Annotated in this window: 17 protein-coding genes; 9 read left to right on the top strand and 8 right to left on the bottom strand. The window is 71.5% G+C overall.

Annotated features, from left to right (window positions below; translation table 11 throughout):
- The first annotated feature begins 4 nt into the window (after positions 1-4).
- Both ACIQMJ_RS25000 and ACIQMJ_RS24995 read left to right on the top strand, forming a co-directional pair.
- On the top strand, positions 5-1,042 hold the full coding sequence (locus ACIQMJ_RS25000; RefSeq protein ID WP_499763406.1) for an NAD(P)H-dependent flavin oxidoreductase: 1,038 nt from the start codon (positions 5-7) through the stop codon (positions 1,040-1,042).
- A gap of 17 nt (positions 1,043-1,059) precedes the next feature.
- Positions 1,060-2,700, top strand: coding sequence for a DUF885 domain-containing protein (locus ACIQMJ_RS24995; protein ID WP_499763405.1), 1,641 nt, complete (start codon positions 1,060-1,062; stop codon positions 2,698-2,700).
- Here ACIQMJ_RS24995 and ACIQMJ_RS24990 read toward each other — a convergent pair.
- Together ACIQMJ_RS24990 and ACIQMJ_RS24985 are read right to left on the bottom strand one after the other, a co-directional pair.
- Complete coding sequence (locus tag ACIQMJ_RS24990) at positions 2,674-4,107, bottom strand: amino acid permease (protein WP_499763404.1); 1,434 nt, start codon at positions 4,105-4,107, stop codon at positions 2,674-2,676. The two genes, ACIQMJ_RS24995 and ACIQMJ_RS24990, sit on opposite strands and share 27 nt — an antisense overlap.
- Positions 4,108-4,229: 122 nt before the next feature.
- Complete coding sequence (locus ACIQMJ_RS24985; protein ID WP_499763403.1) at positions 4,230-5,198, bottom strand: zinc-binding dehydrogenase; 969 nt, start codon at positions 5,196-5,198, stop codon at positions 4,230-4,232.
- A gap of 68 nt (positions 5,199-5,266) precedes the next feature.
- Here ACIQMJ_RS24985 and ACIQMJ_RS24980 point away from each other — a divergent pair, with 68 nt between their 5' ends.
- From ACIQMJ_RS24980 to ACIQMJ_RS24970, 3 genes are read left to right on the top strand one after another with little or no spacing between them, the layout of a single operon-like run.
- Complete coding sequence (locus ACIQMJ_RS24980; RefSeq protein WP_499763402.1) at positions 5,267-5,503, top strand: hypothetical protein; 237 nt, start codon at positions 5,267-5,269, stop codon at positions 5,501-5,503.
- An 11-nt stretch (positions 5,504-5,514) separates the two neighbouring features.
- Positions 5,515-5,943: a guanyl-specific ribonuclease gene (locus tag ACIQMJ_RS24975; protein ID WP_499763401.1), complete on the top strand. Its 429-nt coding sequence runs from the start codon at positions 5,515-5,517 to the stop codon at positions 5,941-5,943.
- Positions 5,940-6,209 carry a barstar family protein gene (locus tag ACIQMJ_RS24970; protein WP_499763400.1) on the top strand — a complete coding sequence of 90 codons (270 nt, stop codon included), beginning with the start codon at positions 5,940-5,942 and terminating at the stop codon, positions 6,207-6,209. The genes ACIQMJ_RS24975 and ACIQMJ_RS24970 overlap by 4 nt, the downstream gene beginning before the upstream one ends.
- Position 6,210: 1 nt before the next feature.
- Here the strand turns inward: ACIQMJ_RS24970 and ACIQMJ_RS24965 are convergent, their stop codons facing one another.
- Positions 6,211-6,456: a hypothetical protein gene (locus ACIQMJ_RS24965; RefSeq protein ID WP_499763399.1), complete on the bottom strand. Its 246-nt coding sequence runs from the start codon at positions 6,454-6,456 to the stop codon at positions 6,211-6,213.
- Entirely contained in the window at positions 6,453-6,641 is a 189-nt protein-coding gene (locus tag ACIQMJ_RS24960) for a hypothetical protein (RefSeq protein WP_499763398.1), read from the bottom strand. Before ACIQMJ_RS24960 ends, ACIQMJ_RS24965 begins: the two co-directional genes overlap by 4 nt.
- A 124-nt stretch (positions 6,642-6,765) precedes the next feature.
- Here ACIQMJ_RS24960 and ACIQMJ_RS24955 point away from each other — a divergent pair, with 124 nt between their 5' ends.
- Positions 6,766-7,608 carry a helix-turn-helix domain-containing protein gene (locus tag ACIQMJ_RS24955; RefSeq protein WP_499763397.1) on the top strand — a complete coding sequence of 281 codons (843 nt, stop codon included), beginning with the start codon at positions 6,766-6,768 and terminating at the stop codon, positions 7,606-7,608.
- Between the two features lie 9 nt (positions 7,609-7,617).
- A complete protein-coding gene (locus ACIQMJ_RS24950) occupies positions 7,618-7,836 on the top strand; it encodes a DUF397 domain-containing protein (RefSeq protein ID WP_499763396.1) in 219 nt (72 codons plus the stop codon).
- 47 nt (positions 7,837-7,883) lie between these two features.
- Here the strand turns inward: ACIQMJ_RS24950 and ACIQMJ_RS24945 are convergent, their stop codons facing one another.
- Positions 7,884-8,657, bottom strand: coding sequence for an enoyl-CoA hydratase-related protein (locus ACIQMJ_RS24945; RefSeq protein ID WP_499763395.1), 774 nt, complete (start codon positions 8,655-8,657; stop codon positions 7,884-7,886).
- Between the two features lie 62 nt (positions 8,658-8,719).
- Here ACIQMJ_RS24945 and ACIQMJ_RS24940 point away from each other — a divergent pair, with 62 nt between their 5' ends.
- Positions 8,720-9,343, top strand: coding sequence for a DJ-1/PfpI family protein (locus ACIQMJ_RS24940; RefSeq protein WP_499763394.1), 624 nt, complete (start codon positions 8,720-8,722; stop codon positions 9,341-9,343).
- The gene (locus ACIQMJ_RS24935; protein WP_499763393.1) at positions 9,340-9,798 is read left to right on the top strand and encodes a MarR family winged helix-turn-helix transcriptional regulator; all 459 of its coding nucleotides are present in this window, start codon (positions 9,340-9,342) and stop codon (positions 9,796-9,798) included. The genes ACIQMJ_RS24940 and ACIQMJ_RS24935 overlap by 4 nt, the downstream gene beginning before the upstream one ends.
- A gap of 139 nt (positions 9,799-9,937) precedes the next feature.
- Here the strand turns inward: ACIQMJ_RS24935 and ACIQMJ_RS24930 are convergent, their stop codons facing one another.
- The 3 genes from ACIQMJ_RS24930 to ACIQMJ_RS24920 are packed head-to-tail and all read right to left on the bottom strand — an operon-like array spanning position 9,938 to position 12,313.
- A complete protein-coding gene (locus tag ACIQMJ_RS24930; protein ID WP_499763392.1) occupies positions 9,938-10,669 on the bottom strand; it encodes a sirohydrochlorin chelatase in 732 nt (243 codons plus the stop codon).
- A complete protein-coding gene (locus ACIQMJ_RS24925) occupies positions 10,666-11,538 on the bottom strand; it encodes an ABC transporter permease (RefSeq protein ID WP_499763391.1) in 873 nt (290 codons plus the stop codon). Before ACIQMJ_RS24925 ends, ACIQMJ_RS24930 begins: the two co-directional genes overlap by 4 nt.
- Positions 11,525-12,313: an ABC transporter ATP-binding protein gene (locus tag ACIQMJ_RS24920; RefSeq protein ID WP_499763390.1), complete on the bottom strand. Its 789-nt coding sequence runs from the start codon at positions 12,311-12,313 to the stop codon at positions 11,525-11,527. The genes ACIQMJ_RS24925 and ACIQMJ_RS24920 overlap by 14 nt, the downstream gene beginning before the upstream one ends.
- Positions 12,314-12,318: the final 5 nt, after the last annotated feature.

Genomic DNA, 12,318 nt, shown 5'->3' with positions numbered 1-12,318 from the left:
CGCCATGTTGGACCGACTCGAAGTGCCCGTCATCGCCGCGCCGATGGCCGGTGGGGCGTCCACGCCCGCGCTCGTGGCCGAGGTCGGCCGGGCGGGCGGCCTCGGGTTCCTGGCGGCCGGCTACCTGTCCGTCGAGGCGGTCGCCGAGCAGATCACCGCGACCACCGCGCTCACCGACCGGCCGTTCGGCGTCAACCTGTTCGTCCCCGGCCCCCGCTCCACCACCGACCTGGCGGGCTACCGCGAGCGCGTCGCCGCGCAGTCCCCGACCGAGCCGGGCGAGCCGCGCTGGGACGACGACTCCTACGGGGCCAAGCTGGAACTGGTGATGGCGCTGCGCGTTCCGGTGGTCTCGTTCACGTTCGGCCTGCCCAACCCGGAGGACGTGCACCGGCTGCACGCGGCGGGTGCCACGGTCGTCGTCACGGTCACGACGCCGCAGGAAGCCGCGCAGGCGGCCCAGGTCGGCGCGGACGCGCTGTGCGTGCAGGGAAGCGACGCGGGCGGGCACCGCGGCACGTTCGCCGACGACGGCGTCTCGCCCGGCGGCGGTGAGCTGTACGGCGTGCTGGCCGCGTTGCGGCTGGTGCGCGCGAAGGTGGACCTGCCGCTGATCGCGACCGGTGGGCTGGTGCACGGCGCGGACGTGGCCGCCGTGCTCGCCGCGGGCGCGGTCGCGGCGCAGCTCGGCACCGCGTTCCTGACCACGCCGGAGGCCGGCACGTCGGCCGCGCACCGCCAAGCCCTCGCCGAGGGCACCCGCCGCACGGCGTTGACCAGGGCGTTCAGCGGACGTCCGGCACGCGGCCTGGTGAACAGGTTCCTGGTGGAGAACCAGGAGCGGGCACCCGCCGCGTACCCGGAGGTGCACCACCTGACCAAGCCGGTGCGCGCGACCGGCGACCCCGAGCTGATGTCGTTGTGGGCCGGGCAGACCTACGCGCTGGTCCGAGCGGCCCCGGCGGCCGAGGTGGTGGCCCGGTTGGCCGCCGAGGCGCGCCAAGCCCTTTCCGTCGCCATCACGCGCATTTCCCCGGTGTAGCACCACAGAATGTCGGCGTGACCACCGCGCGCGAGCTCGCCGACGAGATGTTGACCCTGGTCCTGGACGCCGACCCCGTCACGGCGACGTTGCTGGGCATCCCCGGCTGGGACAACCGGTTGCCCGACCCGAGCGCGGAGGGCGAACGCGTGCTGCGCTCCCGCGCCGAGGACATCGCGCGGCGCGCGCGGGGCGGGGACGACGACCCGGTGACGCGTGCGGTGGTCGCGCAGCAGGCGTGGGGTCTGGTGCACCGCCTGGACGCGCACCTGGTCGAGCACACCCACGCCGAAGGGCTCACCGCGCCGCTGGCCGTGCTGCTGGCGGCGTTACCGCTGGTCCGCCCGTCCGGCGACGAGGCGCGCAAGGCGTACCTGACCCGGCTGTCGTCGCTGCCCGCCTACCTCGACGCGCTGACCCGAAGACAGCGGGACTCCGCGCGCCGCCCGCTCGGACACCTCGTGGAAGCCGCCGTCCACCGCCTCGACCGCTACCTCGCCGAAGCCGACGACCCGCTCGGCGTTCCGCTGCACGGCACCCCGTTCGCCGCGGTGTGCGCCCGGCTGCTGCACGAGACCGTGCGCCCGGCCGTCACCCGCTACCGCGACTTCCTGCGCGCCGAGGTGGTCGGCCGCGGCCGCGGGGAGGACCGGCCCGGCCTGTGCTGGCTGCCCGACGGCGACCTGATCTACGCGGACCTGGTCCGCACGTACACCACGACCGGTCACACGCCCGAGGAGCTGCACCGGATCGGCCTGGCCCTGGTCGAGGAGCTGGACCGGGAGTACGAGGAGATCGGCGGCCGGGTGTTCGGCCCGATCGGGGCGGCCGGCGTGCGCGCCCGCCTGCTCGCCGACCCGGACCTGCGCTGGCACGCCCCCGAGGACATGGTGGCGGTGGCGGCGGCGACCATCGCCCGCGCCGAGGAGGTCGCAGGACAGTGGTTCGGCACGGTGCCGCCGGCCCGGTGCGCGGTCGAGGCGGTGCCGGAGGCGGAGGCGCCGACCGCGCCGCTGGCCTACTACGTCGACCCCGCGCTGGACGGCTCCCGGCCGGGCACCTACTACGTCAACACTTACCGGTCCGAGCTGCGCGAGCGGTTCAGCGCCGAGTCGACCGCGTTCCACGAGGGCGTGCCGGGCCACCACTTCCAGATCTCGCTGGCCCAGCGGCTCGACGACCTGCCGCTGCTGCGCCGGTTCGCGTCCATCGAGGCTTACCTGGAGGGGTGGGCGCTCTACACCGAGCGGTTGGCCGACGAGATGGGCCTCTACAGCGACGACCTGGCCCGGCTGGGCATGCTGTCCGGCGACTCGCTGCGCGCCGCCCGGCTGGTGGTCGACACCGGGCTGCACGCGATGCGCTGGACCCGCCGGCAGGCCGTGGACTACCTGCGCGCCAACGCCGTCATGCCGGACGTGGACATCTTCTCCGAGGTGGACCGGTACATCGAGAACCCCGCGCAGGCGCTGTCCTACATGGTGGGGCGGCTGGAGATCCAGCGCCTGCGCGGCGAGGCGGAGCGGAGGCTGGGCGACCGCTTCGACATCAAGGCGTTCCACGACCTCGTGCTCGGCGGCGGGCCGTTGCCGATGGCCGTGCTCGCCGACGTGGTCGACGGGTGGTGCGGCTCAGTCCTCGGTGTTGTTGAGGACTGACTTCCGCCTGCTGTAGCCGAAGTACACGACCAGCCCGATGACGAACCACACGCCGAAGCGCAGCCAGGTCTCCGGGGCCAGGAACGTGATCAGCCACAGCGAGAACACCACGCCGATGATCGGCACGACCGGCATGCCCGGCGTCTTGAACGTGCGCGGCAGGTTCGGCTGCTTGTACCGCAGCACGATCACCGCGACGCAGACCACCACGAACGCCAGCAGGATGCCGATGTTGGTCAGCTCGGCGGCCTCGGCGATGGGCAGGAAACCGGCGATGACGGCGGACGCGATGCCGAGCACCCACGTGGTGCGCGTCGGCACGTGCTTGACCGGGTGGGTCTTGGCGAACCACTTCGGCAGCAGGCCGTCGCGCGACATCGAGTAGCCGACCCGGGCCGCGCCCATCAGGAACGTGAACAGCACCGTGGTGATGCCGAGCACCGCACCGACGGAGATGATGATGCCCAGCGCCGGCAGGCCGATGTCGGCGAACGCCGAGGCGAACGCGCTCTCCGCGTCCACGTCCTTGTAGTTGACCATGCCGGTGAGCACGAGGCAGGCCAGCACGTACAGCACCATCGAGACGGCCAGCGAGTAGATGATCGCCTTCGGCATGTGCTTCTGGGAGTCCTTGGACTCCTCGGCGGCCGTGCTCATGGCGTCGTAGCCGAACACCGCGAAGAACACCGTCGCCGCGCCGGTCAGCGCGCCGGAGATGCCGAACGGGAAGAACGGGTTGTAGTTGTCGGTGTTGATGTGGAACGCGCCGACGACGATCACCAGCAGCACCACGGCGACCTTCAGGTACACCAGGGTCGTCTCGAAGCGGGCCGCGTTCTTCATGCCCATGTTGAGCACGAACGCGATCAGCAGGCACAGCAGCACGGCGAACAGGTTGACCTTGTAGCTGCCCGCCGCGACGTCACCGGTCTCGGTGCCGGGCGCGCCGAGCATCCACACCGGCAGGTCGAGGCCGAGCAGGTTCAGCAGCTCGTTGAAGTAGCCGCTGATGCCGATCGCCACCACGGCCACGATCGCGGTGTACTCCAGCAGCAGGTCCCAGCCGATGAACCAGCCGACGATCTCGCCCAGCACGGCGTAGCCGTAGGTGTAGGCCGAGCCCGCCCTGGGGATCAGGCCCGCGAACTCCGCGTAGGAGAACGCGGCGGCGGCACTGGCGATGCCCGCGACGAGGAACGAGATCAGCACGGCCGGGCCCGCGGTCTTGTTGGCCACGGCCCCGGCCAGCGAGAAGATGCCCGCGCCGATGATGCCGCCGATGCCGATGGCGGTGAGCTGCCACAGCCCCAGGGTCCGGGTCAGCGCCGTCTTCTCGTCACTGATCTGCTCGATCGGCTTGCGGCGGAACACGCCGCTGCCCCGACCGAAGCCGTCCTGCACCGTCATTGGTCCAGCTCCCTCGGTGGATTGGTGTGCGGCGAACCGTACGCCGGTCCACCGGCACCGGGTTTGTTCGATTGCACCATTCGAGGGAGTGTTTTTTGTGCGGCCGTACGGGTTGACGAAGCTCAGTCCCGGGTGAAGACGATCTTGCCCGCGGTCTCGCCGTCGAGCATCGCGCGCAGGCCCTCCTCGACCCGCTCGAACGGCAACCGCGCGCCGATCTGCGGGCGCAGGCCGGTGAGGTCGCAGAACGAGAGCAGGTCGCCCAGCTCCTCGCGCGTGCCCATGGTCGAGCCGACGACCCGCAGCTGCAGGAAGAACAGCCGGGGCAGCTCGGCCGCCGACGCGTCACCGCTGGTCGCCCCCGAGATGACCAGCGTGCCGCCCGGCTTGAGGGCCTTCATCGAGTGCGACCAGGTGGCCTTGCCGACGGTCTCGAACACCGCGTCCACCCGCTCGGGCAGGCGCGCGCCCGACTCGAACGCCTGGTGCGCGCCCAGGCTCTCGGCCAACGCCCGCTTCTCCTCGGTGCGGCCGGTCACCCACACCCGGAAGCCCGCCGCCCGGCCCAGCTGCACCAGCGCGGTCGAGACGCCGCCCGACGCGCCCTGCACCAGCATCGTCTGCCCCGGCCGCAGGCCCGAGTTCACGAACAGCATCCGGTAGGCGGTCAGCCACGCCGTGCCCATGCACGCCGCCTCGGCGAAGCTCAGCCCCGCGGGCTTCGGCAGGGCGTTGCGCTTCGGGACGACGACGTAGTCGGCGAACGTGCCCTGGTGCTTCTCGGTGAGCAGCGTGCGGCGCGGGTCCAGCGTCTCGTCACCGGACCAGTCCGGGTCGCCGATCACCGAGTGCAGCACGACCTCCGTGCCGTCCTCCAGCACGCCCGCGCCGTCGCAGCCCAGGATCATCGGGAACTGCTCCGGCTTGATGCCCACGCCGCGCAGCGTCCACAGGTCGTGCATGTTCAGGCTCGCCGCTCTCACGGCCACCTTCACCCAGCCCTCCGGTACTTCGGGATCCGGTCGGTCGCCCACGCGCAGGGCGGCGATCGGGTCTTGCGGGCTCGGCTCGGCTGCGTAGACGGCGAACATGCGGGCAACTTACCGACTGGTAGTGATCCGTGTGCGGTGAAGCGCGTCACGGGACTACGCTCGGCGGTGTGGTGGACGCGTTCGAGCAGTGGTGGGACGGCGTGGAGCTGTGGTTGGCGCAGCTCGCGTTCCCGTTCCAGTTCGCGCTGCTCATGTGCGTGCTGCTGCCGTTGTCGCTGGGCCTGGCCCGGCTGATCGACCGGGTCGTGGACAACGCCTCGACCAGGTTCAACCCCGTGCCCAAGGTGCCGCCGGCGACCGAGGACCCCCAGCCCCGGAAGGTGGGGGCGGGCGAGCCTTCGTAGGCTCTGTGACCGTGACTCCCGCCCGGCGGCTCTCCGTCGCACTGCTCGGCCTGATCGCGCTGGTCGTGGTCGGCTACTTCGCCAAGGACCTCACCGGCACGTCGTCGTCACCCCCGCCGCCCGCGGTGTCGGGCGTGCCGGGCGCGGACTCCGGGTTGCCGGTCAAGTCGCTGTCGAGCCTGCCCGGGCAGGTGCGGGACACGTGGGAGCTGATCGAGCGGGGCGGGCCGTTCCCGTACCCGCGCAACGACGGCGTGACGTTCCAGAACCGCGAGAAGCGGCTGCCCGCGAAGGCGTCCGACTACTACCGGGAGTACACGGTGCCGACGCCGGGCAGCGACGACCGAGGGGCGCGGCGACTCGTGACGGGGTCGTCCGACGAGGTGTTCTACACCGGCGACCACTACGAGTCGTTCGTGGTCGTGGACGTGAGCAAATGACCTACCGGCACGTGGTGCGGCGAGGCGCGCACTCGAAGAAGGCGGCCATCGCGGCGATCGCGGAGGCGTTGAGCTTCCCCGACTGGTTCGGGCACAACCTGGACGCGCTGTACGACTGCCTGACCGACCTGTCGTGGCTGCCCGAGGGCGAGCACGTGCTGGTGTGGGAGGGCGGGAACGCCGACGTGGAGGCCGTGCTGGCGGACGCGGTCGCCCGAACCGCCGAGCTGGGCGACCGCGTCCTCACCGTCGTCCACCCGGACTGACTCAGTCCACGGGTTCGCTCTCAGCGAGTTCACGCAGCTCCGGCAGCGCCTTCCCGAGCATCGCGTGGACCTTCGCCGCGGCGTCGGGAGCGAGTGCCAGGTCGACCACGCCGTCGAGGTTCAGCTCGAAGTCGCCGTCGCCGTTGACGTGCGACCTGAACTCCGCGCCGGCGTAGACCTTGATGAACGAGGAGTGGTCGACTCCGCTTCCGCTGTGCTTCGCCATCTCGGGCAGCTCTCCTGTCATGTGGGGAAGGTCTTCAGCTCGCGCGGGAAGTAGTTCCGGTAGACCCCGGTCGCGGTGTCCCTCGCGGAGACGCACCCGCGAAGCTCCCGGACCAACCGCTCGTCGAACGGTTGAACCACGACCGCGCGCACTTCGCCGTAGAGCCGGACGTACCGCGTCTCGCCGGGGGTCGGCAGGTCGTCCATGTGTCGAGAGTAAGACGGCAACTCAATCTATGAGGCGGACGAACGGGTGAAAGTTTGAGTTGCCGTTTGAATCACTCGATCAGGTGGCCTCATTACGCCGGGTCGCTGCGGCAGACTCCGGCGCATGGTTGGTGATGACGACTTCGACCCGGTTATCGCGCGGCTCCAGTTCGGCGAGTTGGCTCGTGAGCTGCGAGAAGCGGCACGGGTGGAGTTCGGCGAAGCGGATCGGGCCGTGGGCGGCTACCTCGGCAAGCTGTCGAAGATCGAGACGGGCTCCATCGCTCCGCGACCGCAGGACGTCGACTGGATGATCGAGCGATACGGAGTCTCGTCGGCTCGGGCCGAGGAGTTGCGCTCACTCGCCGCGATAGCCCGACGCCGCGCCAAGCCCGCGAAGACCGCGAACACGTCCAGGCAGTACATCTCGCTCGAACGTCGCGCCTCCGAGATCCGCATGGTCTACAACGAGATCCCGGGCCTGCTCCAGACCGCCGAGTACGCCTTCAACGTGTTGTCCATGTCCCCTGTCGTGGTGGCCGCCGACGTCGCCGATCTCGCTCAGGAACGGGCCGAACGCGGACGCCGGGTCATCCGGCCCGACGGTCCGGCGATCTGGATCGCGCTCGGTGAGGACGCGTTGTACCGCTCGAACGGTGGGTCGGATGTGCTCCGTCGACAGCTCGAACACCTCCGCGAGGTCGCCGCGATGCCGAACGTCCGCTTCCGCGTGCTGCCCAGGTCGGCTACAAACGGCATCGTTCCTGCGCTGAGCTGCCCGTTCACCCTGCTACGGGTGGAACCGGGGAAGACGATCGTGTACGTCGAATCGTTGACGCGACCGGACTACATCAAGGCCACCGCGCCGTACGTGGCAGCGTTCGATCAGGCTTGGAACCTGGCGGCGTCCGAGCGCCAGTCAGCGGCAATACTGGAACGCGGGATCACTGACTGCGACGCGAAGTAGGAGCAGACGATGCGGATCGAAGCGACCGGCCTGACCGGTGCACGGTGGAGGAAGAGCAGTCGTTCGAACGGCGGTGGTGGCGCTCAGTGCGTCGAGTTGGCTTGCCTCGAAGCGGGCAGGGCAGTGCGGGACAGCAAGGCTCCCACCGGACCGGCCTTGCTCTTCGCCGCGCGGGCGTTCCAGGCGTTCATGGCCGAAGCGGCGTCCGGCAGCTTCGATCGGAAGTGACAGTGGGGGCGGGGCACCGCCTGATGCCCCGCCTTCGGCACTGCTAGCTAGTCGACCGGCACCCACGACGGCTTGCGCTTGGCCACGAACGCGGCGATGCCCTCCTGGCCCTCGGGGCCGCCGAAGTGCCGCGCGGACAGGGCCAGCATGTCGGCGAACACCTCGCCCAGGTCGGCGGACCGGGGTTCCCGGAGCATCCGCTTGGTGGCGGCCAGGGCGTTCGGCGCGCCCAGCGCGAGCATGTCGGTGTAGCGGGTGACCTCGGCGTCGAGGTCGTCGGCGGGCACGGCCGAGTTGATCAGGCCGATGGCCGCGGCGCGCGGGGCGGCGAACGTCTCGCCGGTCAGGAACAGCTCGTGCGCGGCGCGGGGGAGCAGGCGGGGCAGCACCGTCACCGAGATGACCGCGGGCACCACGCCGATGCGGACCTCGCTGAACGCGAACGTGGCCGTGTCCACCGCGACCGCGATGTCGCACGCCGCCACCAGGCCGACACCACCCGCGCGCGCGGGGCCGGCCAGCCGGGCGACCACCGGCTTCGGGCTCGTCCAGAGCTGCTCGAGGATCGCCGGGAACTCGTTGACCCCCTGCTCGTCGGCGCTCGCGCCGCCCGCCTCCTTGAGGTCCATGCCGGAGCAGAACACCGGGCCGGTGTGGCTCAGCACGACCACGCGCACGGCGTCGTCGGCCGTGGCGGTCCGGAGGTGCCCGGTCAGCTCGGCGCGCAGCCGGGAGGACAGGGCGTTGCGGTTGTGGGGGGAGTCCAGCGTGATCGTCGCGATGCCACGCCGCACCTCGTAGTGGACCAGCTCGTCTGCCATGGACGGCACTCTACGATCCCGGCATGATTGACAGCATCCTGTCAAAATGACAGGATGCTGTCATGGCGACGAAGACCGTGCACCTCGCGCTCTACGACACGCTGGCGGACTGGGAGTTCGGCTACGCGACCGCGCAGATCAACACCCCGGACTACCAGAAGGAGCCCGGTCGGTACCGGGTGCGGACCGTCGGCGCGACGCTCGACCCGGTGACGTCCCTCGGCGGCCTGAGGATCACGCCCGACCTGGCGCTGGCCGACGTCGACCCGGCGGACAGCGCGATGCTGATCCTGCCCGGCGCGGCGACGTGGGAGAGCGGCGGGAACGCGGTGTTCGCGGCGGCGGCGCGGCGGTGGCTGGATGCGGGCGTGCCGGTGGCGGCGATCTGCGGTGCGACGATCGGCCTGGCCGCCGAGGGCCTGCTGAACACGCGACCCCACGGTGGCAACGCGGTCGAGCAGTTGGCGGCCGTGCCGGGCTACACGGGTGCGGCGCTGTTCGGCTCCGAGCGTGCGGTGCGGGCGGACGGGCTGATCACGGCCGGTGCGGCGTCGGCGCTGGAGTTCGCGCGGGAGATCTTCGTGGAGCTGGACCTGTACGAGCCGGCCGTGCTGGAGGCGTGGTACGGGCTCTACCGGACGGGCGACCCGGCGTGGTTCGGCGAGCTCGTCGCGGCGGTCTCGTGAACGAGGTCGAGCCGCGCACGGAGGCGGGTGACGTGCTGACCGAGGTCATCATGCGCACGTTCCGCCTCTACGGCGGCTTCCTGGAGGCCGCGGAGGTGATGACGAAACCGGTCGGCCTGACCGCCGCGTGGTGGCAGGTGCTGGGTGCCGTGCTGCGGCAACCGCTGCCGGTGTCCGGCATCGCCCGCGAGATGAGCCTGACCCGGCAGAGCGTCCAGCGCATCGCCGACCTGCTGGTGGAGAAGGGCCTGGCCGAGTACCTGCCCAACCCGGCCCACAAGCGGGCCAAGCTCCTCCGCCCGACCACCGCAGGCCACGCCGCCGTCTCCCGCCTGGCCCAGGCCCAACACGCCTTCACCAACCGCATCTCGTCCCAGGTGGACCTGGCCGACCTGCGCACCACCCTCCACGTCATGGACCGCCTCGTCCACGCCCTGGACACCGACCACCCCTGACCCGCGAGTCCTACGTCCAGAACGCGAGAGTCCTACGTTCGCGCACCCCGAGTTCAACGCTCGGGCATACCGACGGGTATGCCCGAGCGTTGAATTCAGGTGCTCTGAACGTAGGACTCTCGCGGCGTGGACGTAGGACTCACGCGGAGGCGGCCAAGGGGGTGGTGAGGGCCGAGTGGTAGCGGTGGAGGATCAGTTCGGCGACTTCGGGGTCCGGGCCCAGGGGTGGGGCGATGACGGCGTCGTCGCCGGCCAGGCGGGTGACGCGGTCCGGGAGGAAGCCCGGGGCCAGGAACCACGACGCCACGGCGATGCGGCGGGCGCCGCGGGCGCGCAGGCGGGCCACGGCGGTCGGCACGTCCGGTTGCGCGCTGGCGGCGAAGGCGGCCTCGACGCCCGCCCAGCCCGAGCCCGCGGCCCAGCGGGCGGCGATGGACGAGACCAGGGCGTTGGCCGGGGCGTGCGACGAGCCCGCGCCGGCCAGCACCACGCCCAGCGTGCGGTCGCGGGAGCGGACGCCCACGGAGGCCAGGCGGCGCAGCGCGGCCGACTCCAGCCGCGGGTCCGGTCCGAGCACGTCGGCGATCGTCACGGCCAAGCCCGGCAGCCGCGTGTCCGCCACGGCACCCGGCACGTCCACCCGAGCGTGGAAAGCCTTGCCCAACAACAACGGCACCACCACGGCCGAACGGTGACCGTCCGCGTGCACCCCGCGCAGCACGTCACCCAGCAGCGGCACCGAGAGGTCCAGGAACGACCCGCGCACGTCCAACGACGGGGCCAACGCCCGCACCACGTCCAACAACTGGTGCACGACGGCCGCCGACCGCGGATCACGGCTGCCGTGCGCCACGGCCACCAACGCGGTCACAGCGCGCCCGTCAATCCGCGCGCCCGCAGCACCGCCCGCTCCAACGGCCGGAACACCAGCAGCTCGATCCCCACGCCGACCAGCAGGATCAGGAAGATCGCCGCGATCACCATCGAGATGTCGTTCAACGCCGACCCGTTGTGCAGGTACTGCCCCAGCCCCTCGCCGAGCTGCGGTGACGTGGCGATGATCTCCGCCGCCATCAGCGACCGCCAGGAGAACGCCCACCCCTGCTTCAACCCGGCCAGGTAGCCGGGCAGCGCGGCGGGCAGCAGGATGTGCCGCGCCGCCGCGAACCGGCTCGCGCCCAGCGCCTGACCGACCCGCGGCAGCAGCGGCGGGATCTGGTCGACGCCCGACACCAGGCCGTTCGCGATCGACGGCACCGAACCCATCAGCACGACGAAGTAGATGGTCGCGGGCGTCGCGCCGAACCACAGGATGCCCGCGGGCACCCACGCCACCGACGGCAGCGACTGCAGGCCCGTCAGCAACGACCCGATGGCCGCGCGCACCACCCGCACCTTGGCGATCAGCAACCCCAGCGGTGTGGCGATCACCACGGCGGTGAGGAACCCGAGCACCGCGCGGCTCACCGAGGTCCACAGCACCTCGAACGCCCGGCCGGTCTGGACGGCCTCCGCCACCGCCGCCCACACCGCCGCGGGCGAGGGGAGCTGGTACTCCGGCCAGAACGCCAGCGCCCACAACCCCTGCCACACGCCCAGCAGCAGGGCGAACGCGATCAGCGGCGGCACCGCGGTGCGGACGAACCGCTTGCGGAACGACGGCCGCCGCTCGCCCGACGGCGCGTCGAGCGCGTCCAGCCCGGCGCCGACCGCCGCGAGGTCCGTGTCAAGCTGCGGCATGACCGCTGATCACCTCTCGCAGGTGGGTCGTGATGTCCTCGATCACAGCGGGCTCGTCGCAGTCCACGGTGGACCACTCGCGCACCACGCGGCCCGGCCGGGACGACAGCAGCACGACCCGCTGGCCCAGCCGCACGGCTTCGCGCACGTCGTGCGTGACGAACACGATCGCCGTCGACGTCTCCCGCCACACCCGCACCAGCTCCGCCTGGAGCACGTCGCGGGTGATGGCGTCCAGCGCGGCGAACGGCTCGTCCATCAGCAGCAGGCCGGGCGTGTTGTCCTCGGCGCTGCCCAGCGTGGACGCCAGCGCACGGGCCAGCGCCACGCGCTGCCGCATGCCGCCGGACAGCTCGTGCGGGCGCTTGTGGCCCGCGCCGACCAGCCGCACCAGCGACAGCAGCTCGCTGGCCTTCTCCCGCCGCGGCCCCCGCTTCACGCCCGCGAGCCGCAGCGGCAGCTCCACGTTGCGCGCCGCGGTCAGCCACGGCATCAGCGCGGCCTCCTGGAACATCACGGCGGGCCGTGACGTGGTCAGCTCGATGCTGCCGGAAGTGGGCGCGTCCAGCCCGGCGACCAGGTTCAGCAAGGTCGACTTGCCGCAGCCGGACGCGCCCAGCAGGCACACGAACTCGCCCGGCGCGACCGACAGGTCGACGCCGTCGAGCGCGACGACGCCGGCCGGGCCGTGGCCGAAGACCTTCCGCACCCCGGACAAGGTCACCGCGGCGTCCACGTCGGACACGGCCGCTGGGGTCTCAAGCGTGGCGGTCATGGTGT

This window comes from Actinosynnema sp. NPDC091369 (assembly GCF_044757065.1).
In the GTDB taxonomy this organism is placed as follows: Bacteria; Actinomycetota; Actinomycetes; order Mycobacteriales; family Pseudonocardiaceae; genus Actinosynnema.
The sequence above is the reverse complement of the archived record's forward strand: the minus strand, read 5'-3'. Positions and strand labels throughout refer to the sequence as shown.